At 54.8% G+C, this 26,154-nt stretch carries 18 protein-coding genes; all 18 read left to right on the top strand.

The features are described 5' to 3' along the window. Positions 1–159: 159 nt before the first annotated feature. Positions 160–1,122: an NAD-dependent epimerase/dehydratase family protein gene (locus ABFX35_RS09685; protein WP_346080552.1), complete on the top strand. Its 963-nt coding sequence runs from the start codon at positions 160–162 to the stop codon at positions 1,120–1,122. Positions 1,123–1,368: 246 nt separating this feature from the next. Further along, a complete protein-coding gene (wecA, locus tag ABFX35_RS09680; RefSeq protein WP_346080551.1) occupies positions 1,369–2,418 on the top strand; it encodes a UDP-N-acetylglucosamine--undecaprenyl-phosphate N-acetylglucosaminephosphotransferase in 1,050 nt (349 codons plus the stop codon). Positions 2,419–2,460: 42 nt separating this feature from the next. Then, entirely contained in the window at positions 2,461–3,594 is a 1,134-nt protein-coding gene (locus ABFX35_RS09675) for a polysaccharide export protein (RefSeq protein ID WP_279023447.1), read from the top strand. A 30-nt stretch (positions 3,595–3,624) separates the two neighbouring features. After that, on the top strand, positions 3,625–5,796 hold the full coding sequence (locus ABFX35_RS09670) for a polysaccharide biosynthesis tyrosine autokinase (RefSeq protein WP_279023448.1): 2,172 nt from the start codon (positions 3,625–3,627) through the stop codon (positions 5,794–5,796). Between the two features lie 4 nt (positions 5,797–5,800). Beyond that, positions 5,801–7,090, top strand: a complete 1,290-nt coding sequence (locus ABFX35_RS09665) for a flippase (protein ID WP_279023450.1) — start codon at positions 5,801–5,803, stop codon at positions 7,088–7,090. Then, positions 7,080–7,928: an ATP-grasp fold amidoligase family protein gene (locus tag ABFX35_RS09660; protein WP_341464456.1), complete on the top strand. Its 849-nt coding sequence runs from the start codon at positions 7,080–7,082 to the stop codon at positions 7,926–7,928. Before ABFX35_RS09665 ends, ABFX35_RS09660 begins: the two co-directional genes overlap by 11 nt. 325 nt (positions 7,929–8,253) lie before the next feature. Then, positions 8,254–9,309 (top strand): glycosyltransferase family 4 protein, encoded by a 1,056-nt coding sequence (locus ABFX35_RS09655; protein WP_279023454.1) that lies wholly within the window; start codon positions 8,254–8,256, stop codon positions 9,307–9,309. Between the two features lie 7 nt (positions 9,310–9,316). Then, entirely contained in the window at positions 9,317–10,060 is a 744-nt protein-coding gene (locus ABFX35_RS09650) for a glycosyltransferase family 2 protein (RefSeq protein WP_279023456.1), read from the top strand. After that, the gene (locus ABFX35_RS09645; protein ID WP_346080547.1) at positions 10,057–11,949 is read left to right on the top strand and encodes a carbohydrate-binding protein CenC; all 1,893 of its coding nucleotides are present in this window, start codon (positions 10,057–10,059) and stop codon (positions 11,947–11,949) included. The genes ABFX35_RS09650 and ABFX35_RS09645 overlap by 4 nt, the downstream gene beginning before the upstream one ends. Before the next feature lie 5 nt (positions 11,950–11,954). Next, the gene (locus ABFX35_RS09640) at positions 11,955–12,929 is read left to right on the top strand and encodes a glycosyltransferase (protein WP_346080925.1); all 975 of its coding nucleotides are present in this window, start codon (positions 11,955–11,957) and stop codon (positions 12,927–12,929) included. A gap of 56 nt (positions 12,930–12,985) precedes the next feature. Continuing rightward, complete coding sequence (locus tag ABFX35_RS09635) at positions 12,986–13,891, top strand: glycosyltransferase family 2 protein (protein ID WP_279023462.1); 906 nt, start codon at positions 12,986–12,988, stop codon at positions 13,889–13,891. Positions 13,892–13,999: 108 nt separating this feature from the next. Beyond that, complete coding sequence (locus tag ABFX35_RS09630) at positions 14,000–15,253, top strand: EpsG family protein (protein ID WP_346080545.1); 1,254 nt, start codon at positions 14,000–14,002, stop codon at positions 15,251–15,253. A gap of 18 nt (positions 15,254–15,271) precedes the next feature. Then, positions 15,272–17,275 carry a hypothetical protein gene (locus ABFX35_RS09625; RefSeq protein ID WP_346080543.1) on the top strand — a complete coding sequence of 668 codons (2,004 nt, stop codon included), beginning with the start codon at positions 15,272–15,274 and terminating at the stop codon, positions 17,273–17,275. 321 nt (positions 17,276–17,596) lie between these two features. Beyond that, positions 17,597–21,358: a nitrate reductase subunit alpha gene (locus ABFX35_RS09620; protein WP_346080541.1), complete on the top strand. Its 3,762-nt coding sequence runs from the start codon at positions 17,597–17,599 to the stop codon at positions 21,356–21,358. After that, positions 21,355–22,899, top strand: a complete 1,545-nt coding sequence (gene narH / locus ABFX35_RS09615; protein WP_279023470.1) for a nitrate reductase subunit beta — start codon at positions 21,355–21,357, stop codon at positions 22,897–22,899. Before ABFX35_RS09620 ends, narH begins: the two co-directional genes overlap by 4 nt. Continuing rightward, positions 22,896–23,618, top strand: a complete 723-nt coding sequence (narJ, locus tag ABFX35_RS09610) for a nitrate reductase molybdenum cofactor assembly chaperone (RefSeq protein WP_346080539.1) — start codon at positions 22,896–22,898, stop codon at positions 23,616–23,618. Before narH ends, narJ begins: the two co-directional genes overlap by 4 nt. Before the next feature lies 1 nt (position 23,619). Then, positions 23,620–24,297, top strand: coding sequence for a respiratory nitrate reductase subunit gamma (narI, locus tag ABFX35_RS09605; protein ID WP_279023475.1), 678 nt, complete (start codon positions 23,620–23,622; stop codon positions 24,295–24,297). Between the two features lie 610 nt (positions 24,298–24,907). Further along, complete coding sequence (locus tag ABFX35_RS09600; RefSeq protein WP_279023478.1) at positions 24,908–26,119, top strand: aspartate aminotransferase family protein; 1,212 nt, start codon at positions 24,908–24,910, stop codon at positions 26,117–26,119. Positions 26,120–26,154: the final 35 nt, after the last annotated feature.

Raw genomic sequence — 26,154 nt, 5'->3', positions numbered from 1 at the left:
GACAGGTGTGGATTTTATAAATTTGGTAGATGTTATTTCACCATTTGTTATTTGAAAGGCTAGGGTAGTTTGTCCAGTCTGGTAGCACCAAGAATATTTAGCGTTCTGCCTCATTGTGTGGCGGGAAATAAATATAGGAACCTGGCTGAGTGACAAATTATGCATAAGAGCAAAGTGGCTATTATTGGGGGGGCCGGTTTTATTGGTACTCGATTGGTAAAGCGGCTAAGCAAACGTACCGATCTGCAATTGATCATCATCGATAAACGAAAGAGCGAGCGTTTTCCCGAACTTTATCAATATGGAGATGTTACCCAGACTGAAACGCTGATTGAGCCGCTTCAGGGGTGCGACGCCATTATTAATCTCGCGGCCGAACATAAAGACAATGTTGAACCGATAGCGTTGTATTACCAGGTAAACGTGGAAGGGGCACGCAATGTTTGCCTGGCGGCATCCCGGCTGAATATCCGGCAGATTATCTTCACGTCTTCCGTCGCGGTTTATGGTTTTGTTCAGCGGGAAACCGGGGAAGAAGGGCGTTTTGAGCCATTCAATCACTACGGCAAATCCAAGCTGGAAGCTGAACATGCGTATGACGACTGGCGCAAATCGGCGGGGGGAAATCAACTCACGATCATTCGGCCTACCGTGGTGTTTGGTGAGGACAACCGTGGCAACGTCTATAACCTGTTCCGGCAAATCGCCAGTGGCCGTTTTGTTATGGTAGGCAGCGGCAATAATATGAAATCCATGGCCTATGTGGAAAATATTGCCGCCCGGTTGGAATATGCCCTTGATCATCCATCGGGTTATTTGGTTAGTAACTATGTCGATAAACCAGACTTCACCATGAATCAACTGGTTGATGTTATTTCGTCTGCCTTAGGGAAAAGTAATAAAACGATTCGTATTCCTTATTTCGTTGGCCTTTGCGGCGCCTCCGTGCTCGATATATTGAGTAAAATAAGTCGCCGTAAATTTCCTATCAGCCGTGTTCGTGTACAAAAATTTTGTGCCAGAACGCAATTTAAGACCAATGTTGACAGCGATTTTGTCGCGCCGGTTCATCTTGGTTCGGCGATCGAAAAAACAATTAAGCACGAATTTTTTAACAATTAGTTTTATTCCGGGCTAGCGGAGGGAGTTTCCGCTACCCGATTAATAAATGTGTTTGTGCAGGATCAAATCATGCTGATTTTTTTCCTGGGGTTCGCCGTTCTTTTTTTATTGATAGCGCATTGGGAGCTGTAACCCAAGGGCGGTAGCGTGCCTGAATGACTGGCAGGGTTTTCCGCTTCACGGCCATATAACGTGAAGGAAGCATGACGGAGATAAAGGCGAGCTCAATTAATGAGCGGAGGAACAATGTTATATCAACTGAGCGGGCTATTTATTGTGGTGCTGTTGCTGTTGGTGTTTGCCCGCCAGGTGGCGTTTGCTATTGGGTTGGTGGATAAACCAAGCGATAGGAAGCGTCACCAGGGGCACATTCCATTGGTGGGCGGTATTGTACTTTACCTGGCGATTTTATTGATGCTGCTCTGGCAACCCTTCTGGATGCCGCAAGGGACGGTCTATCTGCTGTGTGTCACCGTGCTGGCGCTGATGGGCGCGCTGGATGACCGTTTCGATTTACCCGTCGCGCCGCGTGTGTTTGCGCAAGGCGGGATTGCGCTGGTGATGATATTGGAAGCCGATATGCAGTTGGAATCGTTCGGCTACCTGCTGGGTAATACCGAGCTGCAACTGGGCGGCCTGACCCTGCTGTTGACGCCGCTGGCGGTATGGGGCGCCATCAATGCCTACAATATGGTTGACGGTATCGACGGCCAGCTCGGCGTACTCTCCTGCGTCACCTTTACCGCGCTGGCGCTGCTGTTTGCTATTAGCGGGCAGATGAACCTGGCGCTGTGGTGCCTGGGGCTGATGGTGGCACTGGCGGCATTCCTGTTGTTCAACCTGGGAATCTTTGGCCAGCAGAACAAGGTGTTTATGGGGGACACCGGCAGCATGGTGATCGGTTTCACCGTGCTGTGGCTGTTGATTGTGGCGACCCAGGGCGAGCAGGCGGTAATGCGGCCGGTCACCGCACTGTGGCTGATTGCCATCCCACTGATGGACATGGTGACGGTGATGGTGCGGCGCTTAATGCGCCATCAAAGCCCGTTCAAAGCCGGGCGCGATCACATCCACCATATTTTGATGCGCCATGGCCTTAACGCCCGCCAGGCGTTGGGCATGAGCTGCATGCTCTCCATCACGCTGGCCTGCGTGGGCATTTGCAGTGAAGTGTTGCTGTTGCCTGAAGATCTTATGCTGCTGGCCTTCATGCTCTGTTTCATCGGTTATTTTTCCCTGCTGCGTGAGCCGCGCGCGGCCACGGTTTTTCCCGAACGGCGCTCTGCCGATCGTTAACCTCTACGCAGGCCGCACGGCCTGCTATTTCACGGTATTTTCATGAATCTTCATTTGCCTCATTTTTTGCCGCTGATGTTATCCGGTGCGCTACTTTCCGGCTGTACCGTTGTTCCCGGCTCGCATTTACCCACCCAGGGCAAAGCCCGCGTAGCGCAACAAGATGATGATTTTGATCTGGACAAGCGGGTGCAGGTTTACCGTATGACGCCGATGCTACTGGAGAAAATGCGCCGCGTAGAGCCGGTGGCTCGGCCCAATCCGCAGTTGGATCAACGTTTGCAGCGTTACCAGTACCGTATCGGTATTGGCGATGTGCTAAACGTCACCGTCTGGGATCATCCTGAATTGACCACGCCGGCCGGCCAGTACCGCAGCGCCAGCGACACCGGTAACTGGGTGCATGCCGACGGTACCATCTTCTATCCCTATATTGGCCGCGTGCCGGTGGTGGGCAAAACGGTGACCGACGTGCGCAGTCTGATCGCCCAGCGCCTGGCGGCCTATGTGGAAAGCCCGCAGGTGGATGTCAGCATTGCCGCTTTCCGTTCGCAAAAAGCTTATGTCACCGGCGAGGTGCAGACCTCGGGCCAGCAGCCGATCACTAACGTACCGCTGACGGTGCTGGACGCCATCAACGCCGCGGGCGGCCTGACGCAAAACGCCGATTGGCGCAATGTGGTGCTGACCCACGACGGCCAGGAACAACGCATCTCGCTGCAGGCGCTGATGCAGCGCGGCGATACCAGCCAGAACCATCTGCTAGCGCCCGGCGACATTCTTTACGTGCCGCGCAATGACGAACTGAAAGTGTTCGTCATGGGCGAGGTGGGCAAACAAAGCACGCTGAAAATGGATCGCAGTGGTATGACGCTGACCGAAGCGTTGGGCAACGCCGAAGGCATCAGCCAGACGGTTGCCGACGCTACCGGCGTGTTTGTGATCCGCCCAACCGGCGGCGGCAACGCCGGGCCGTTGGCCGCGCTCTATCAGTTTGACCTTTCCGACGCCACGGCGCTGGCGATGGGCACCGAATTCCAACTGCAACCTTTTGATGTGGTGTACGTCACGGCGGCGCCGGTAGCGCGCTGGAATCGCCTGATTGCCCAACTGACGCCAACTATCTCCGGTTTTAACGATCTCAGCGAAGCCACGTTGCGGATCCGCAATTGGTAAACCACAACGTCAAAGCAAGGACTATTGAACATGAATAACAGCGCACTGCCCATTGTGATGGCCGAGCAGGATGAAAGACTGGATTGGGAACGGCTGATCGGCCCCCTGTGGGACAACCGCTGGCGCATCACGCTGATCACGGGGATCGCCGGCGTTCTGGGGGTGGCCTACGCGCTGCTGGCCACACCGGTTTACCAGGCCAGCGCGTTGGTGCAGGTGGAAAAGCAGCTATCAGGCGAGTCATTGCTACGCGAAACGTTGGAAAATACGCTGGGCCAGAACCCTGCCACGCAAGATGAAGTTTCGTTGGCCAAATCACGCTATGTCATTGGTAAAACCGTCGACGATCTGGATTTGACGGTGCGTGTGCAGCCTGATTATTTCCCGTTGTTCGGTAAGGGGCTCGCCCGGTTGCGTGGCGAAACGCCGCCGGAAGTGCAGATCAGCGAGATGACCGTACCGGCCGGCATGCAGGGGGAAAGACTCACCCTCACCGTGCAGGATCCGCAGCATGTGGTGTTGAGCTATGCCGATAAGCCCATTCTGGCCGGCGCCGTTGGGCAGGTCTTGAACCAGGGTGGTTGGCGCCTGGCGGTGACGGCGCTGGAGGCGCCGGTCGGCAGCACCTTTACCGTAGTAAAAGTGCCGCGCCAGGCGGCCGTTGATGATTTGCGCAATGCGCTGGATGTCGCATCGGCCGGTAAGGAAAGCGGCATCATGACGTTTAGCCTGACGGAAGAAAACCCACAGCATGCAGAGGATGTCCTCAAAAGCATTACAGAAAATTATCTACAGCAGAATGTAGACCGCAAAACCGAAGAGGCACAGCGCATGCTTGCCTTCCTGCGGGAACAGTTGCCGCGAACCCAGGCTTCCCTCAATGGGGCGGAAAACCAACTGAATCTTTTTCGCCAGCAGAATGATTCCGTCGATTTGTCGCTGGAAGCCAAATCGGTATTGGATACGTTGGTGCAACTGGAAGCCCAGTTAAATGAACTGACGTTCAAAGAATCAGAGATTTCCAAGCTGTATACCCGTGCGCACCCGGCATATCGCGCGCTGTTGGAAAAGCGTGCCACGCTGGAGGCGGAAAAAGCGCGGCTGGGCAAACAGGTACAGGCGTTGCCAAAAACCCAGCAGGAAATTTTGCGCCTGACCCGCGACGTGCAGGTGGATCAACAGATTTACGTGCAACTGATGAACAAGCAGCAGGAACTGAGCATCAGCAAGGCGGGAACGGTAGGGAACGTTCGTATCATCGACGAGGCGGAAACCGCGATGCGGCCAGTGAAGCCGCAAAAAATGCTGATAGTGATCTTTGCACTGTTGATCGGTGGGGTATTGTCGTCATCGGTGGTTTTGCTGCGTGCGGCATTTCATCGCGGTATCAGTAATACCGATGCGTTGGAAAAGCGCGGGATCAACGTCTATGCCACGGTACCGCTCTCGCCGTGGCAGCAAAAACGCAACCGCAGCCAACAGCAACTGTTGGCCAGAAGCAGCGGCACCCAGTTGCCGATCCTGGCGTTGGAGGAGCCGGGTGATTTGTCGGTGGAGGCGATTCGCAGCCTGCGTACCAGCCTGCATTTTGCCATGCTGGAAGCCAAAAATAATATTCTGTTGGTGTCAGGCGCCAGCCCGGTCAGCGGTAAAAGCTTTACCAGCACCAACCTGGCGGTGGTGTTGGCCCAGGCCGGGCAACGGGTGCTGCTGATCGACGCCGATATGCGCAAGGGTTTTCTGCACCGTTGGATGGGCCGCCATGCTCAGCCGGGGCTTTCCGATATGTTGGCCGGCCAGGTGACGACCGAGCAGGTGGTCAAGCGGACGGATGTTGAACAGCTGGATTTTGTTTCCCGTGGTCAGGTGCCGCCTAATCCGTCGGAGTTGCTGATGCACCGGCGCTTTGCCGATTTCTTGCACTGGGCGGAACAGCATTATGATCTGGTGGTGATTGATACCCCGCCGATATTGGCCGTCACCGATGCGGCGATCGTCGGCCGGCATGCCGGCACCGCGTTGATGGTGGTGCGTTTTGAAGTCGATACCGTCAAGCAAGTTGAAATTAGCCTGCGCCGTTTTGAGCAAAATGGCGTGGCGGTCAAAGGCGTGATCCTCAACGGCGTGCTCAAAAGAAGCGCCAATAACGATGCGGGATACTATACCTTCGCCTATCCAAGCTACCAGCAAGAGGCTAAATAACGGCATGAAAACGGTGCTGATGAACTCTCTGTGGCTGATGTTGGAACGGATCTCGCTGAGCCTTTCGGGCATTTTTGTTTCGGTCTACGTCGCGCGTTATCTTGGGCCGGCTCAATATGGGCTGATTAGCTATTTGCTGTCGGTGATCGCAATCGGCGTACCGCTGGTGCAGTTGGGCGCAGATACGGTGCTGTTCAACCGGGTGGCGAAACGCGTGCATAGCGGTATCCGGCTGATGCTGGCTTCAATGCGTATTCGCCGCCAATTATTCGCCGTGATTGCCGTTCCCTTGATGGCCTGGGCGCTGCTGACGCAGGATCGCACCAGCCAGATCATGATGGCCTTGATGTTGGTCAGCGCGTATTTTTCCGTGCAGGACGTGTACAAGATTTATTACGACGCACTGCTGAAATCCAAGTTAAACACCATGATTAACAATGTGGCGCTGCTGCTGTCGATCATCATGCGCCTGGTGTTGGTTAACCTGGAACTGCCGCTGGTATGGTTTGCCGTTCCGTACGTGCTTAGCAGCCTGTTGCCTTATCTGGTACGCAGCGTGTTGTTTCACCGCTCAAGGCTGCCATTGCGGCCTATCGCTAAACGCCATCAGCGTGGCTACGGGCGCTATCTGTTGAAGGTTGGGCTGCCGTTAGCCGTCTCCGGTTTGTCGATCGTCATTTATACACGTATTGATCAGATCATGCTTGGCAACTACCTGGGGGAACATAGCGTTGGTTTATACAGTGCGGCGATTACGCTCAGCCAGGGATGGGTGTTTGTCCCCATGGCGCTCATCACCTCCATGTTGCCAAGCGTGGCCGGCGCGCGCACCCAGCAGTTAAAAGAAGATCGCATCCGCCTGCTGTATTTGGTGGTGTTGCTGTTATCCGCGCCGGTGATCTTGCTGCTCTCGTTGTTTCCCACGCAACTGGTGGTGTTACTGTTCGGCGAGAATTTCCGGGAAACCGCGACGATTCTGGCACTGTGTTCGGTAACCTCATTGTTTTCCGTCATGGGTACCGTTTCTTACCAGGCGATCGTGCTATTCGGCGGTTACCGATTCATTGCGATAAAAATGCCGCTGGCCGCGTTGGTCAATGTGGTGATGAATATTGTATTGATCCCGCGCTACGGCATTCATGGCGCGGCCATTTCAACGTTGATAACCGAGTTTGTTTCATTTTTTGTATTTAATGGTTTTTTCAGGCGAGGACAAATAACCAGGTTGCAGATAACTTGCTATCGTTGTTTGCCCCAGTTAATAGGGAGGGTTAGAGAGATTTATGTTAAGTAGCCTAGTACATGGTTTTTATAAATGCATGCCCGATGCGATATATCATCAGTTAAAATATGCCATGTTCTTTCACAAAATACCGCATTTATCAAAACCGAAATACTACAGTGAAAAGTTGATGCGCAGAAAGGTGTACCCCCGCAGCATCTATACCCAGCTTTCGGATAAATATCAGGTGAGGGATTATATTGCAAAACTGTGGGGGGAAGAGTACCTGATAGAACTGTATGCGCAGGGAGAAACATTAACCGAAGAGATGTACCGGCGTTTACCCAACGCTTTTGTTATCAAGGCTAATCACGGCAGTGGTTATAATCAGCTGGTGTTTGACAAAGCCCAAACCAGCTTTAATGAATTGCGCGCGCTCACAGAAGGCTGGATGCGGCAGAATTTTTACCAGGTTTATCGGGAACGGCATTATAAAGATATTCCACCGCGCATTTTGGTAGAGAAAATGCTGCTGGAAAAGGGGAAGACGCCGAACGATATCAAGATCCACTGTTTTAACCGTGATGGGGAAATCCGCTTTTTTATTCAGATTGATTATCAGCGCTTTATCGATCACCGGCGTGATTTTTTTGATCAGGATTGGAACCGCACGGAAATCCGCATGGGGGTGCCAAACAGCGATGTTCCGATGGCAAAACCGAGCCAACTGCGGCTGATGCTGGCGTTGACGCGCCGGGTCGCTGAGCAGTTTTCGTATGTCAGGGTTGATTTTTACCAGGTGGAAGAGCGGGTTTATTTTGGTGAACTGACTTTTACACCGGGCGCTGGGTTACAAAAACTGCTGCCGGCAACCGTTGAGAAAGAATGGGGGAGCTATTTTTTTGAATAGCCTCATCTACGCTATACAACCATCACGTTATTAATACGCAATTTAACAATATGGTTCGCCTGAAATAATTCCGCAACCTCATCTGAGGTGATGATATTTTTTTGGCCAGCTTCACCCGCTGGGTGTAAATAAAAATCATATCTGCGTGCTATTAATAATTGATTGCGTCTATAGCATTGCCTCTTGCCGTTTTATTAAAAAGAAAACGGCAATGTCTATTAACGGTGAATAACAGTAGCGATTTCTTTATGCCCGTGCTTTACACGCAATATCGCTGAAGCCCGGTGCATGACAGGAATCGTTGACGAAGGGGTATGGAGAAAACATGCAATATCGGAAAGTCGCGATTGTGATTGAAAATATGGCCGGCAAAGGGGGAACCGAGCGTGTCGCCAGCGGTTTAGCCAATGCGCTGGCCGCGCTGCCGGGTTATCAGGTCGATCTGCTATCAATTTGCGGCGATGGCGCGTTTTATCCGCTTGACCGCCAGGTTAACCTGCGGCTGCTTAACGATCGGGCGTTGTGGTGGCCGTGGCGGCTGGCCCGCTTGCTGCGCCATGGCCGATACCACGCCATTATTACCGTTTCGATGGGCAAACTTTCGGTCATTATGGCGCCTTATCTGCGCTTGCTATGCCCGCAAAGCCGCCTGTTGCTCAGTGAGCACGTCAGCTTCTATCAATACCCATGGTTGATGAAATGGCTCAAGATATTTATCTATCGCCTCAGCGATCGCACCGTGTTACTGACACAAAAGGATTTGCTCAACATCCGCCGCTGGGTGCCCGAACAGAAATGCCTGGTGATTGAAAACGTTTCTCCGTTTCCCATTCAATCCGCCTCACCGGCGCTGCGCCAGCCCATTGCGTTGGCGGTAGGGCGCTTATGCCGGCAAAAGGGATTTGATCGCCTGATCTCTGCCTGGGAGAGCATTGTACCGCGGGCTCAGGGCTGGCAGTTGCATATCGTTGGCGACGGGCCGGAACGTCTGGCGCTGCAACAGCAAATCAACACATTGGGTTTGGCGCAGCAGATCAAACTGTTGCCGGCAACGGCCGATATTGCCAGCCATTATCGCCAGGCCGCCATGCTACTGATGACCTCCCGTTATGAAGGCTTGCCGATGGTGCTGATTGAAGCGATGAGTTTTGGTTTGCCGCTGATCGCTTTTGACTGTCAGACCGGGCCGGCCGAGCTGATCGACCACGGCAGTAACGGTTATTTAATTGCGGACGGCGATGTTCAGGCCTTTGGCCAACACATTTTGGCGTTGATGGCGGATGCCGCTCTACGGCACCGCTTTTCCCAACGTTCGCTGGAAAAAGCCGAGCGGTTTATCCCCGAACGTATTTATCCCCAATGGCAGCAGTTAATTGCGTGAGGTTAATATGGAAAGCGTGTCAATTATCATGCCGGCATACAATGCGGCCAGCTTTATCAAACAGTCGATCCTGAGCGTATTGGCGCAGACCTACCAGGATTACCATTTGTATGTGATCGATGATGCCTCCACCGACAATACCGCGGAAGTGATCAAACCGTTTATTCACGATCGGCTGACTTATATTCGCAACGATACTAATCAAGGCGTCGCCGAAACGCGGAATATCGCGATTGAGGCGGCGCGCGGCGGCTATATCGCCTTTTGCGATAGCGACGATATCTGGCACAAGAATAAGCTGGCACGCCAGGTCGGTATTTTGCAGACCGGCCGTTACGATGTCGTGTGTTCGCATTACTACACTTTTGAACAGGATCCGCAGCAAATTAAGCACTACCGCGGCGGCCAGGAGATCATCGCCTATCGCGATATGTTGAAAAGCAATTGGATCGGCAACCTGACCGGGATCTATAACCGGCATCGCACCGGCAAGGTATTCCAGCGCAAGGTGGGGCATGAAGATTATGTGATGTGGCTGTCCGTGATGGAAAAGGCCCGCAATCGCCTTGCCTATTGCGTACCTGAACCATTAGCGTTTTACCGCCTTTCCGCCCAGTCGCTGTCTGGCAACAAAATCAAAGCGGCGGACTGGCAATGGCAAATTTACCGCCGCCATTTAGGCTTCTCCTACCAAAAATCCTGCTATCTGTTTTGTTCCTATTTGTACAACGCGGCGATGAAAAGGCAATGACGTATTCAATATTATCAGGCGCTTGTCTGTCGGCCGGCGTGTGGCTGGCAGGACAGGCGTGCGCGGCCGGCTGTGCGGATAACCTGATCGAAAACGGTGGGTTTGAGCTAGGGGAGCAAGGTTGGGTGCTATCGGCCGGCGAAATTATCACCGGCGGCCGCACTGGGCAGGCCAGCCTGCGCTATCAGAATAGCGATCCTGAACGTTACTACACGATGACCCAACAATTGCGCGTTAAGCCCGGGCAGGCGCTTGATTTTGGCGTTTGGGTGAAGGGTGCAGATTTACAGGGGGACGCCGACGATCGGGGGGCGGGTATTTTCGTCGAAAGTTACGATGCGGATGGGCGCTATCTGGCAGGAAGCCATCCGCAGGGCATGGTCGGCACCGGTGATTGGCAGCCTGTCGCGGGCCGTTTTTTGGTGCCGGCACGGGCGGCGGAAGTGACGCTCGGCGTCTACTTTCGCCGGGGCACCACGGGGCGCGCAGAGTTTGATGATGTCTATGCCTGCCTGCAACCCACCGCGCCGGTGCTTTACCAGGTGCGGGCAGACGACGAGGTGGCACTGAGTACCGTTTTCATGCCGGACAAACAACCGGTACAGGTGGATAGCACATTGCTGGATAGCCGCGGTGAGGCGGTTAAACGTGATCGCCGGCATTACCATATAGAAGGAGAACAGCCGGTGCTGTTTGCGCTGCCGGCAACGCTTTCGGCCGGTGAATATCGGTTGCAACAGCGGGTGACCGCGCAAGACTCGCAGCTTAGCCGCTCCAGCGCTATGCCGATCAGTATCAGCAGCCGGCCGCCAAAAGTCGCATTGGATGCACAGGGATATACCCTAAAAGACGGTAAGCGTTTTTTCCCGCTTGGGATCTACATGTATGCCGGCATGGCGACCGATGAGCATCTGGCACGCATTCGTGCGGCGGGTTTTAACACGCTGCTGGATTATGACTACGGTGTGAGCAAGGATCCCGGCGGCTATTTCCGCAAGGCGCAGCAACATGATTTACAGGTCATTTATTCCGTGAAGGACTTTTATACCGGCACGCAGTTCGCGCCGGAAACCCACCTGAGTTATCCGGCCCTGACCGCCGCGTATGTAGAGAAACTCAAACACCAGCCTAATCTGCTGGCCTGGTATATCAACGATGAATTGGGGCTGGAATATGTGCCGCAGATTGAAGCAAAGCATCTGCAGATCAAACAGCGCGATCCCGATCATTTGACGTTTCAGGTCGTGGACCGGGCCGGGGCGTTGGACAGCTATTTCAACAGTTCGGATGTGTTGGCCAGCGATCCTTATCCGGTCGGGAAAGATAACGATCTCACCCGTACGTTGCTGTATGCACGCCTGACCAAAATGGCGGCCCGGCAGGCCAAGGGGGCGTGGATTGTCACCCAAATCATGGATCATGCGGCGTATAGCCCCGGGCGAAAACCGCACCAACCCAGTGAAGCCGAGATGCGGAACCAAGCCTGGCTGGGGCTGATTGGCGGCGCGAAAGGGATACTTTTTTATTCCTATACCGATCTGTTTTACAAGCGCAACCGGGGAACGTTCCGGCAGCAAGAGTTTGACGGCATTTGGCAGGGCGTGGCCAAGGTTGCACAGGAGATCGTCAGTTTTACCCCTTACTTGCTCTCGGGCGAAAGCCGGATGCTGCATGGCAATAACACGGCCATTCCGGCCCGGCTGTTTATCGACGGTGGCCGTGGGCTGGTGCTGGTGGTTAATCCCTATTACCGGCCGATGTCCGTGCATTTTGCGCTGCCGGCCGGTTGGCAATGGCAGGAACCACAAGGCGCAGAGTTAGCGTTGCCGGCGATGGGCAGTATGGCGCTGTGGGTACAACGTCAAACGACGGAAAAGGATCGCCAGTGAACACGATGACTCTTAGCCTCATCATCCCCGTTTATAAGGTCGCGGATTATATTGAAGCCTGCCTTCACTCGGTGCTCGCCTCATTGCCGGCCTGGGCGGAGGTGATTATCGTTGATGACGGCAGCCCCGATGATTCGATGGCGATCGCCAAACGGGTTCTGGCGCGTTATCCGCAGGGGCAGGGGCAGGTCGCCATGCTGCGCCAAACCAATCAGGGGTTGAGTGCGGCACGGAATACCGGGATTGCCCACGCGACCGGGCGCTACATTGGTTTCCTTGATTCGGACGATCTGCTGCTGCCGGATTATTTCACTACGCTTGGGCAGTTACTGGCGGAAAACCCGCAGGCGGAAATTGTGGCGTTCAACGCCAGGCGATTTTCCACCGCTGGAGACGCGAGCGCGGGAAACATCATGCACATCGTGCCTGGTGATGTGAAACCGCCGGACAGCGCTGGGCGCCAGGCGTTGTTGCAGGAGAGCTTCAATCGCAGCATGTGGTACGCCTGGGCGCGTATTTATCGTGCGGCGTTGTTTGACGGCGCGCTTTTCCCTGCCGGGCGAAACTTCGAAGATATTCAATTGATACCGCAACTCTACCTGAAGGCGCGCAGCATCGTCACTTGCAGTACGCCTTTGGTGGGGTATCGCGTAAATCCTGCGGGCATTACCCGCGCGCCGAAACGGCGTGATTTGGACGATCTGGACTATGCGCTGGGCCAGGCAAATATTGGCCGGCGTAAAGCGCCTGGCAATCATCTGTATTCCATCCTGTTTGTTACCACGCTGAAAGCCCGCCTGCTGGTTGGGTTGGATTTTTGCGGTTTGCCTGCCGCACTGCGCGAAACGGCGTTATTAAGGCGCCAATATGCGCGTCTACGTGCGGAAGAACAGCGGTTGCTGAGCCGGAAAAACCGGTTGTTCTATCGTAGCCCGTTAGCCTATTACCTGTTGGCCCGCTTATATAACCGTGGCGGATAAGCGGCAGCGAACAGGGCTGGGGAGGGCATGAACAAAATGATTATTGCGGATGAAAAATGATGAGCACCAAAGTTAGTGTGATTATACCCACCTATGGCCGCAGTGAATTACTGATCCGCGCCATTGATAGCGTCCTGGCACAAACCCATGCGCAGGTGGAAGTGATTGTGGTGGATGATAATTCGCCGAGTGAGCCCCAGCGTAAGGCCACGCGCCAGCGCCTGGCGCCTTATATCGGGCAGGGGAAAATAATCTATTATCCACGCCGCCGCAACGGCGGCGGTTCACGCGCGCGCAATAGCGGTATTCTGCGTGCGACGGGGGAGTACGTTACCTTCCTGGATGATGACGATTACTATCATCCGCAGAAAATTGCCCGCCAGTTGGCCTTTATGCAGACGGGCGGTTATGACGTCAGCCTGTGCGATATGGATATTCTTAAAGACGGGCAGATCAGTGCGGAACATTACTACCGGGCGCGCTGCCAGGGGCTGCAGGACTTTATGTTGGCCGGCGTCGCTTATACCCCGATGATTATGTTGCGTAGAGAGACGGCAATCCGGGTGCGCGGTTTTTTTAATACCCCACGCTATCAGGACCACATCTTTCTGTATCGCTTATTGGCGGCCGGCGCGCACATTGGGATATTGCACGAGCGGCTGGCGGTACATAACGATCACGACGGCGAACGTATTACCTATAGCGCGAAAGGCATTGTCGGTTACCAGCACAAGATGTGCTTTGAACGCCGCCTGATGCCAATGATTTCGCCACAGGCGCGCAAGATCATGCAGTTGCGCCATACCTGTATCCGTTCGCGCATTCTGACCGATAACCACAGCCGTATTAGCGGCATATTGCATGGGATGAAGGGGATTATTTACATCAACAGCGGTTCTGCGGCTGGGGTTTATGTCAAAAATATTCTCCGCAACGCCTTTTTCAAAGGCCAGCCTTTCTGACGGTGTCCCCATCGTTCGGTGCCGCCGTACCAGGGTAAATTCGGTTTCTTTGTCTTGATGGCCGCCGCGCCATCAAGCTGATAGAGAAGATTAATTTAGAGGATATTTATGCGTGTTGAACGCTCGGCAGTGATTGGCAGCGTATTGTTGCTGATCATGCCGCTATTGGCTTTATTACACAGCATTGCCACGTTACGTTCAGGCAATCGGAATTCATCGGCCTATTTCATTATTGCGGTTTGCTATTTCTTCCTTTTCCTTAAAATACCACCGTTGTCCGATCTTTATCGTCATTATTCTGTTTATGAATCGATCAATTCCGCCACCCATTTGAGCGACATTATGCTGGGTAAAGTGGATTTGATTTTGCATGCCAATATTTATCTTTTTAAAACCCTCGGCGTGCCATTTTATATTATCCCGGCACTGTATGCCGCACTGGGGGTGTATGCTTACCTGAACGCACTGAACATGGTGTCGCTGGCTAGCGGAAAGGTTTTTTCGCCGCGCCAGTTTGTGTTGTTGCACCTGGCGGTGCTGTTCTTGATCAACCCCTTTATCATTGCCATGGGGCTGCGATTTGGCTTTTCCATCGCGATTATGACCCTTGCCATGGTCATGCTTTGTGAACGGAAGCACCTTCATCTGGCCGTATTTCTCCTGCTATTCGCCATGTTGACGCACTTTTCCAGCATGCTGTTACTCGGCGTGTTCCTCTGCAGCCGGTTCTTTTTACTGAACCGCTTACTCACGGTGGTTTTTAGCGCGTTGGCGTTCTTGAACGCCAAATATGCGCTGCCATTTATCCTGTCGCATATTACTATCTCCGGTATTGATAGCTATTCCAGCGTATACACTTCGGGGTTGTATGCCAGTGAATATCTTACCAGTGGCAATGCGAATGGGATGATTAACTTCCTGATTGTCTTATTTCCGGCGTTATTTCTTGGCATATATCTTTTGGCTTACCCTATGCGTAACCAACCTGGCGATATTAGAAATTATGCCGCGTGGTTGGTGGTGTTTATCTTCCTCTCTTCCAGTTCACTTCAGGCGGCCAGTCGTTACGCCAGTGCCGCATCGATTTTTTTGCTTTTTTATTATATTTCCTACCCAGCTTCGTTTATTCGCGGCCGCTTCAATTACTTTTTCCTTTTCCTGATGTTGATGGCAACCGGTTATAACCTGATTGAGAACATCTATGTGCCGCGGCGGCCGATATTGCTTGGGCAGATGTGGGAGTCCCTGTACAACACGCCGTTGTTGAATGTGTTTTATTGCGAAGAGCAGTATGAACGTTACTTAAACCACATCAATCGCGAAAGCGGTGAGTGGATTGGCCATGAAATGGACGGTGCTTAAAACGATAAGGAGCAGACCATGAGCGAAACAGACGTTGTTACGCCGGAAATGTATGGGGCGGGCAACGGCGGCAACGATACCCAGGCATTTATCAACATGTTCAACTTTGCCAATGCCAACAGCAAGGCGGTTATCGCCTGCGGGGTATACCACCTGGATGCGACGAAGGACGGTATCCCGGTGGAGACCAATGTCGATATGAGCCTGGCGACGATCCATTGCCAAACGCATGAAGGGTTGCCTGCTGGGGAAATTTATAATGCCAGTAAAGTAATTTTTTCTTTTCCACAGGATTTTGTCGCGGTCAACGTTACACAAAGCGCGCTGGTCAAAGGGGGCCAGACACTGGCGGGCGGTGCCCTTGGGTTGAAAGGTTATTTGCAATTCGACAGCTCGGATACTTACGTTTACCGTAATGATGCCAATGGATTGGCAACGCAACAGGCTATCGCCAAGTGTGAAACGAATATCATTGATGCTGATGGCCGCCTTAACTGGCCGATTTATATGGGGTTCGCGCAGGCGAAGGATTTCCAACTGCGCTATAAAGCTTTCCTGCATCGCTTGACCTTCAGAGCGCCGAGTTTTAACACCTATGGTGCCCAATTCAAGGCTCTGATTAGTGTGCGCCGCTGCAACGTTACCCTGGAGATGGGCGGATTGTTGGCGTTAGGGCAAATTTATACGGCGTTGCTGATTGAGCAATGCGCCAATACTATCGTCAATAACCAAATCAATCTGCAGCGTCTTGAAAAAGATACCTATTATCTGAACTATTTCATGTTGATTGAGCGCCATGCCAACCTCCAGGTTAACGGCTCGCTACAACAATCCGGCGTGGGCGGTATCGATGGCAATTATTCACGCGGCACACTCCTGCGCGGCGGTTGCTATTATTCTTTTGGCGGCCATGCGGCGATCGCGGATTTTACTGCGCAACAGGTACGCTGGCTGCATCATGCGCATATCAGTGGCTGGGGAGAATTCCATCTACTCGATTGTACCCACGTTCTGCATGAGGCGGGTTACCGAGCGTCGATCGAGATCCGGCCTGATTATGGTTCCAGCTTTGATGGCCGTATCCTGATCCGCAATTTGACGGTGCAAATATCCTCGTTGGCCACGGAATACAAACTGATTAATTGTGCCCGTGTGAAACACACACTGGGCATGCTGGCCAGCGATCCGGATATTGAGGTGGATGGGATATTCATTGATGCGCAACGTCCGCCGCAATCGGCGAATTTTATCGTGGCGCTGGTTGATTATGATGTGGGAGGTGATGGGGGCAAAACGCCGGCCTTTCTTGCCAGTAAGCAGTTGCCGCGCTGTATCTCGCTGCGCAATATTTATGTTCGCTGCAACGTCCCGGTCGTGCTGCGGCCTATTGTACAAAGCGCGGATTACAGCCTGTTGGGCGCGCAACAGATGGCCACGATAACCCGTGGTGGCCAGCCCATTAGGGTTGAGGTGAGCAAGGTGGTAGCCGAAAGCTATTACCGCTATGGCAGTTCGGCCACCGATGGCAACGCTGCCTGGCTGGCCAGTTGGAAGTTTGGCCAGGCGCGAACCAAGCAGATATTCCATCTCTCGGATACGCATTTTCTCACGGTGTGCCATCGAACCCCTTACGATACCACCATTATCTACGATCGCTGTGTGCTGCCAGGCACGTTGGCTGTGGCCGACTGGTTTGAGGAGCCCCAACAAGATGTCACCAGCAGCGATGTGACAGTACGTCATTCACAGGTTATCTCGCCCACCGTAGGCCGGAATGGTGCAGTTTGCGCCGTGCCCGTATCTTATTTGCAGTGTCGCTTTTCCCATAACAGCGAGTACAGTGGCGTATTGCCAACCACCAACACCTATATCGGCGGCGCGGTGGCTAATCAAGTGAAACAGTTCCAGGGCTGTGTTATCGATAATCCCCATAATGCCTTTGAACGGGTTGATGGCACTTTTCAACTGAACGTAGAGAAAAATTACGTAAACAATAAATTTTATCTTAACCGCAACCTTTGAATGATGCGCGCGGGGATATCCCCGCACGCTACCCCTAAATATCCCATGCCGTGTTCCCCGCAGTTCCTCTTGCCGATAATTAATAATTATTTCTTCACTATCAATAAATTAAATAAATACCACCAGATTATTCTTTGGTGGTATTTGCGCCAGTTTCATCGCTTAACGCGTCAGCTTCTCTTGATCGCAATCAACTGGCCTGCGCCAGCCCGTCATTAGGCTGGGTGCCAGATCGAGCAATGTCTATACCCGTGTCTTTCATGCTTCGTTGAAATTCATTGGGTAAACCAATAACGATAAAAGCAGTCAGGAGAAGCCCGGATGAGCAAATTTTTAGACCGGTTTCGCTATTTTAAACAACTGGCCGAGCCGTTCTCTGGTGAGCACGGCCAGACGCTGAACGCCAACCGCGACTGGGAAGACGGTTACCGCAGCCGCTGGCAGCACGACAAAGTGGTGCGTTCTACCCACGGCGTAAACTGTACCGGTTCATGCAGTTGGAAAATCTATGTCAAAAACGGCCTGGTGACCTGGGAAACCCAACAGACCGATTACCCCCGTACCCGCCCCGATTTGCCGAATCATGAACCGCGCGGCTGCCCGCGCGGCGCCAGCTACTCCTGGTATCTTTACAGCGCCAACCGCCTGAAATATCCGCTGATGCGCAAACGCCTGGTTGCACTGTGGCGCGAAGCCAAAGCCCGACACAGCGATCCGGTTGACGCATGGGCTTCCATCGTCAGCGATCCGCAAAAGGCCGCCAGTTATAAAAGTGCGCGCGGCCGCGGTGGCTTTGTGCGCGCCAACTGGCAGGAAGCGAATGAGCTGATCGCCGCCGCCAACGTTTATACCGCCAAAACCTATGGCCCGGATCGCATTATCGGTTTTTCACCCATCCCGGCGATGTCGATGGTTTCTTATGCTGCCGGTGCACGTTATCTGTCGCTGATTGGCGGCGTTTGCCTGAGTTTCTACGATTGGTATTGCGATTTGCCGCCGGCTTCGCCCATGACCTGGGGCGAGCAGACCGACGTGCCCGAATCGGCAGACTGGTACAATTCCTCGTATATCATCGCCTGGGGATCTAACGTGCCGCAGACGCGCACCCCCGACGCGCACTTCTTCACCGAAGTGCGCTACAAAGGCACCAAGACCGTGGCCGTCACGCCGGATTATGCAGAAATCGCCAAGTTGTGCGATCAGTGGCTTAGCCCGAAGCAGGGCACCGACAGCGCAATGGCATTAGCGATGGGCCACGTGATGCTGCGGGAGTTCCACCTGGATCGCGAAGTGGGCTATTTCCGCGATTATGTGCGCCGCTACACCGACATGCCGATGTTGGTTTTGCTGGAAGCGCGCGAGGGCGGTTACTACGCCGCCGGCCGCATGCTGCGCGCCAGCGATCTGGTGGCCGCCCTGGGGCAGGAAAATAACCCGCAATGGAAAACCGTCGCTATCGACAGCCTGAGCGGTGAGCTGGTCGCGCCGCAAGGGGCGATCGGCTTTCGCTGGGGCGAAAAGGGCAAGTGGAACCTGGAACAGCGCGAAGGCGGGCAGCAGCGTGAGATAGTGCTGCAGCTTAGCCTGCTCGGCGCGCACGATGAGGTTGTCGACGTCGGTTTCCCCTACTTTGGCGGCGCGCAAAGCGAACATTTCAACAGCGTGGCGCTTGATGAGATCCTGCTGCACAAACTGCCGATAAAACGCCTGCGGTTGGCGGACGGCAGTGAGGCTCGGGTCGCCAGCGTTTACGATCTCACCCTGGCCAACTATGGCCTGGATCGCGGCCTGAACGATGCCAACTGCGCCACCGATTATGACCAGGTGAAGGCCTATACGCCGGCCTGGGCAGAGCAAATCACCGGCGTATCACGCCACAATATCACCCGTATCGCGCGCGAATTTGCCGAAAACGCCGAGAAAACCCATGGCCGCTCGATGATTATCGTCGGCGCCGGCATCAACCACTGGTACCACATGGATATGACCTACCGTGGGTTGATCAATATGCTGATCTTCTGCGGTTGCGTGGGGCAAAGCGGCGGCGGTTGGGCGCATTACGTCGGCCAGGAGAAGCTGCGCCCGCAAACCGGTTGGCTGCCGCTGGCGTTCGGGCTGGATTGGCAGCGCCCGCCGCGCCATATGAACAGCACTTCATTTTTCTATAACCATTCCAGCCAATGGCGCTATGAAACCGTCGGCCCGCAGGAACTGCTGTCGCCGCTGGCGGACAAAAGCCGTTTCAACTGCAGCCTGATCGATCTCAACGTGCGCGCCGAACGCATGGGCTGGCTGCCTTCCGCGCCGCAGTTGGGCACCAATCCGCTACGTATTGCCGCCCAGGCCGCAGTGGCCGGCCAAACGCCGGTGGATTACACGGTTGCCAGCCTGAAGCAAGGCACACTGCGTTTCGCCGCCGAACAGCCGGATAATCCGCAGAATTTCCCGCGTAACCTGTTCGTTTGGCGTTCCAACCTGTTGGGATCATCCGGCAAGGGGCATGAATACATGCTCAAATACCTGTTGGGCACCGAACACGGTATCCAGGGCAAAGATCTGGGGCAGCAGGGCGGCGTCAAACCGCAGGAAGTGGAGTGGCAGGATCAGGGCGGTGAAGGCAAGCTGGATCTGGTGGTCACGTTGGATTTCCGCATGTCCAGCACCTGTCTGTATTCGGATATCGTCTTGCCGACCGCCACCTGGTACGAAAAAGACGACATGAACACCTCGGACATGCATCCGTTTATCCACCCGTTGTCTGCGGCGGTGGATCCTGCCTGGGAATCCAAGAGCGACTGGGAAATTTATAAAGGCATCGCCAGCAAGTTCTCTGAAGTGTGCGTTGGCCATCTGGGGCAGGAAACCGATGTGGTGACGCTGCCGATCCAGCATGATTCCGCCGCAGAAATGGCGCAGCCGTTCGGCGTGCAGGATTGGAAGCGGGGCGAATGCGATCTGATCCCAGGCCAAACCGCACCACACATCATGCTGGTGGAGCGTGACTACCCGGCGACCTATGAACGCTTCACTGCGCTGGGGCCGCTGCTGGATAAACTGGGCAACGGCGGCAAGGGCATCGGCTGGAACACCCAGCAGGAAGTCGACTTTCTGAAAAAACTCAACTATGTGAAAACCAGCGGCCCGGCGGCCGGCCGGCCGAAGATAGAAAGCGCCATAGACGCGGCAGAAGTGATCCTGTCACTGGCGCCGGAAACCAACGGCCAGGTGGCAGTGAAGGCCTGGCAGGCGCTCAGCAACCTGACCGGGCGCGATCACACCCACCTGGCGCTCAACAAGGAAGACGAGAAAATCCGCTTCCGCGATATTCAGGCCCAGCCGCGCAAGATTATCTCCAGCCCCACCTGGTCCGGCCTGGAAGATGAACACGTTTCGTACAATGCCTGCTATACCAACGTGCATGAGCTGATCCCCTGGCGCACTCTAAGCGGTCGTCAGCAGCTTTATCAAGACCATGAGTGGATGCGGGCGTTCGGGGAGAGCCTGTTGGCTTATCGCCCGCCGATCGACACCCGGGCCGCACAGCCGTTGCTAAACCAAAAGCCTAACGGCAACCCGGAAAAAGCGCTCAACTTCCTGACGCCGCACCAGAAATGGGGGATCCACTCCACCTATAGCGATAACTTGCTGATGCTAACCCTGGCGCGCGGCGGGCCGATTATTTGGCTAAGTGAAGACGACGCCAAATCCCTGGGCATTGTCGACAATGATTGGATCGAAGCCTTTAACGCCAACGGTGCACTGACGGCGCGCGCGGTCGTCAGCCAGCGTATCCCTTCAGGGATGACCATGATGTACCACGCGCAAGAGCGCATCATGAATATCCCCGGCTCGGAAATCACCAGCCAGCGCGGGGGGATCCACAACTCCGTTACCCGCATCAGCCCGAAACCGACTCATATGATCGGCGGCTACGCCCAACTGGCCTATGGCTTTAACTACTACGGCACCGTAGGTTCCAACCGGGATGAGTTTGTAGTAGTGCGCAAGATGAACCGTATTGACTGGCTGGACGGCGAGGGCAACGACAGCGTGCAGGGCAGCCAACAGGAGAAAGCCAAATGAAAATTCGTTCTCAAGTTGGCATGGTGCTGAACCTGGATAAATGCATTGGCTGCCATACCTGCTCGGTCACCTGCAAGAACGTCTGGACCAGCCGTGAAGGGATGGAATACGCCTGGTTCAACAACGTGGAAAGCAAGCCCGGCGTCGGCTACCCGCAGGCCTGGGAAGATCAGGAAAAGTGGAAGGGCGGCTGGATCCGTAAAATCAACGGTAAGCTGGAGCCGCGCATGGGCAACCGCGTCAGCCTGCTGTCCAAGATTTTCGCCAACCCGGACGTGCCGGCGTTGGACGATTACTATGAGCCGTTCGATTACGATTACCAAAATCTGCAGGCGGCGCCGCAGGGCAAACACCAGCCAATCGCCCGCCCGCGTTCGCTGATCACCGGCAAGCGGATGAACAAGATCGAAAATGGGCCGAACTGGGAGGAGATCCTCGGCGGCGAGTTTGAAAAGCGCGCCAAAGATAAAAACTTCGATAGCATGCAAAAGGCGATGTACGGCCAGTTCGAAAACACCTTCATGCTGTATCTGCCGCGCCTGTGTGAGCACTGCCTTAACCCGGCGTGCGTGGCGACCTGCCCCAGCGGCGCCATTTATAAACGCGGTGAAGACGGCATTGTGCTGATCGATCAGGATAAATGCCGTGGCTGGCGTATGTGCCTGACCGGTTGCCCCTACAAAAAAATCTATTTCAACTGGAAAAGCGGCAAATCCGAGAAGTGCATCTTCTGTTACCCGCGTATTGAATCCGGCCAGCCGACGGTATGTTCGGAAACCTGCGTGGGGCGCATCCGCTATCTGGGCGTGCTGTTGTACGACGCCGATCGCATCGAGCAGGCCGCGCTGGCGGAAAACGCGCAGGATCTGTACCGCAGCCAACTGGATATCTTTTTGGATCCCAACGATCCGGCGATCATCGCCCAGGCGCTGCAAGATGGGGTGCCGCAAGGGGTGATCGACGCGGCGCAACAGTCGCCGGTGTACAAAATGGCGGTGGACTGGAAGCTGGCGTTGCCGCTGCACCCGGAATACCGCACCCTGCCGATGGTGTGGTATGTGCCGCCGCTGTCGCCGATCCAGTCCGCTGCGGATGCCGGCGCGCTGGCGCACAGCGGGGTATTGCCGGATGTCGAAAGCCTGCGCATTCCGGTGCAGTACCTGGCCAACCTGCTTACCGCAGGCGACCCAGAGCCGGTGTTGTTGGCATTGAAACGCATGCTGGCGATGCGTCATTACAAACGTGCCGAGAGCGTTGACGGGCAGGTGGACACCCGTGCGCTGGAGCAGGTGGGGCTAACCGAAGCCCAGGCGCAGGAAATGTACCGCTACCTGGCGATCGCCAACTATGAAGACCGTTTCGTGATCCCTTCCAGCCACCGCGAGCTGGCGCGCGAGGCCTTCCCGGAAAGCAAAGGCTGCGGTTTTAGCTTTGGCGATGGTTGCCACGGCAGCGACAGTAAATTCAACCTGTTTAACAGCCGCCGCATTGATGCTATTGACGTGACGGCGAAAACGCCGCGCCGGGAGGACGTATCATGATGGCCCTGCGCGTGATAGCACGCCTGTTGGATTATCCGGATCCGGCGCTGTTCGCGCACCAGTCGGCGTTGATCGCCGCACTGGAAAGCGCTGATGAACTGGCGCCACACCACCGCACGCAACTGAAGGGTTTTATCCAGCGCTTTTGCGCCCGCCCGCTATTGGACGTGCAGGCGGAATACTGCGAACTGTTCGATCGTGGGCGCGCCACCTCGCTGCTGCTGTTTGAACATGTGCACGGGGAATCCCGCGATCGCGGCCAGGCGATGGTCGATCTGATGGCCCAGTATCGGCGGGCCGGGTTGGAAATCAACAGCCGTGAACTGCCGGACTTTTTACCGATGTACCTGGAATATCTGGCCAGCGGCAGCCTGGCGCAGGCGCGCGGCGGGCTACAGGACGTGGCGCCTATTCTGGCACTGCTGGGTGAGCGGCTTAACAGCCGCCAGAGCGCATACAGCGTGCTGTTCGATGCCCTGCTGGCGCTGTCCGGCAGCGGCATACAGGCCGCCGCGTTGCAGCAAAAAGTGGCCGCTGAAGCTCGCGACGATACGCCGCAGGCGCTGGACGCGGTGTGGGAAGAGGAACAGGTCAAGTTCCTTGGGGAGCAAGGGTGCGCATCTGCCCAGCAGGCGGCGCATCAACGCCGCCATGCGCACGCGGTGGCGCCACAGTATCTGGACGTGGCGCAGGCCATGCCGGGTAGAAAAGGGGGCTGACATGCAATTTTTAAATCTTTTCTTCTTCGATATTTACCCGTATCTGGCGGGGGCGGTGTTCCTGATCGGCAGTTGGCTGCGCTATGACTACGGCCAGTACAGCTGGCGCGCCGGCTCCAGCCAGATGCTGGACAAGAAAGGGATGCGGCTGGCTTCCAATCTGTTCCATATCGGCATCATCGGTATCTTTACCGGGCACTTTTTCGGCATGCTGACGCCGCACTGGATGTATGAAGCCTTCTTGCCGATTGCCGTGAAGCAAAAGCTGGCGATGATCGGCGGCGGCGCCTGTGGGGTGATGATGCTGATTGGCGGCGTGATGCTGCTGAAACGCCGGCTGACCAATCCGCGCGTGCGGGCTACCAGCAGCGTGGGCGATATCCTGATTCTAACGTTGCTGGTGGTGCAGGTGGCGCTTGGCCTGTTGACTATTCCGTTTTCAGCCCAGCACATGGACGGCAGCGAGATGCTGAAGTTGGTCGCCTGGGCCCAGGCGGTGGTGACCTTCCATGCCGGGGCGGCGCAGCATCTGGACGGCGTGGCGCTGGTTTTCAAGATCCACATGGTGCTGGGGATGACGCTGTTCATCCTGTTCCCTTTCTGCCGCCTGGTGCATATCTGGAGTGCGCCGGTAGAGTACCTCACCCGCCGCTATCAATTGGTGCGTAACCGCCGCTAAATCATCGGCCCCGTCGTCTGGCGGGGCCGATGGCCTGCCTTTCTGCCGTGTTTCCCGTATTGCCTCTGAATAGTGTAGCTCCTTTGCTCCGTTTTGGTGCGCTGTTGCACCAAAATGGTTTGCTGCGCCGTTGTTGAATAGCGTTGAGAAATTCTTTTCTGCACTGCAACCACGAAAAAATACGTTTTTTTCTGACTGAATAGTTTTTTTTGGTCAATGATGATTTTCCGCCTTATTTTCCCGATTATTCAGTATGAATGCATAAAAAATGCATAATTATGCATTATAACTTGTTGTTTTAAAGGGAAAAATTACGAAGTTGGCGCTTTTTGCCATTCTGGCACGATAGCTGCTCTACACTCTTTATCAATTAATAAGTGTTGTTATGCACACCTTGATATTTATCCGCTTTAGCGCCGGTTTTTAGTGAAATATAGGGCGATATCGCGTTTTTTTATGATGATTTTGTACGCAATTTCCGGCGATGAGGCGAATTATCGCCACGGTGAAAGGGAGCCTGCTACGGGATATTTTTGTTTTATCGCACAATATCCGCTATAGCGCCGGCGCGTACGATCAAATTCAGTATTTCTAAGATGTGAGGTCACGAATGGAACAGCCAATTGCAGTTACCCGCCAGTCTTTTGACGACTGGATGGTGCCGGTTTATGCGCCTGCCGATTTTATCCTGGTACGTGGGGAAGGATCGCAACTTTGGGATCAGCAGGGCAAATCCTACATTGATTTTGCCGGCGGTATTGCGGTCAATGCGCTGGGGCATGCTCACCCGGCCGTCACGGCGGCATTGGCCGAACAGGCGGGGAAACTCTGGCATTTGGGCAATGGCTACACCAATGAGCCGGTGCTGCGCCTGGCAAAAAAACTGATCGACGCCACGTTCGCCGACAAAGTCTTTTTTTGCAACTCCGGTGCGGAAGCCAACGAAGCCGCGTTGAAGCTGGCGCGCAAGTATGCACTGGAACAGGGCAACGCGGCGAAAAACCAAATCGTCGCTTTTAACAATGCATTTCATGGCCGCACGCTGTTTACCGTTTCTGTCGGCGGGCAGCCTAAATATTCGCAGGACTTCGCGCCGCTGCCCGGCGGCATCACTCACGCGCCGTTTAACGATCTGGCGGCGGCGGCCGAAACGATCGGCGATCAGACCTGCGCGGTGATCGTCGAGCCGATCCAGGGCGAGGGCGGCGTGCTGCCGGCAGATCCGGCCTTCCTGCAGGGCCTGCGCGAGCTGTGCGATCGCCATGGCGCACTGTTGATTTTTGATGAAGTGCAAACGGGCGTCGGCCGCACCGGCGATTTGTATGCCTATATGCATTACGGCGTGGTGCCGGATGTGCTGACAACTGCCAAAGCGCTCGGCGCCGGCTTCCCGATTGGCGCGATGCTGACCACCAACAAACTGGCGCCCACCTTTGGCGTGGGCAGCCACGGCACCACCTACGGCGGCAACCCGCTGGCAACGGCGGTGGCGGGCACGGTATTTTCCATCATCAATACCCCACAGGTGTTGGGCGGCGTAAAACAACGCCATGAATGGTTCACCACCGGGCTGAATGCCATTAATCAACAATATGGCATTTTTGCCGAGATCCGCGGTAAAGGGCTGCTGATTGGTTGCGAACTGGCCCCGGCGTTTGCGGGCAAGGCGAAACAGCTCACCAGGCTGGCTAATGAAGAAGGGGTGATTGCGCTGATAGCCGGCCCGAATGTGGTGCGTTTTACCCCTTCGCTGATTATTCCGCAGCAGGATGTGGTTGAAGGTTTAGCGCGTTTTGCCCGTGCCGTGGCACGCCTTTGTTGATGAAAGCGCGGCCGTGCCCAGCCGGGCGGCCGCAT

The organism is Gibbsiella dentisursi, assembly GCF_039539505.1.
In the GTDB taxonomy this organism is placed as follows: domain Bacteria; phylum Pseudomonadota; class Gammaproteobacteria; order Enterobacterales; family Enterobacteriaceae; genus Gibbsiella; species Gibbsiella quercinecans.
This window is presented reverse-complemented; position numbering and strand designations above follow the sequence as displayed.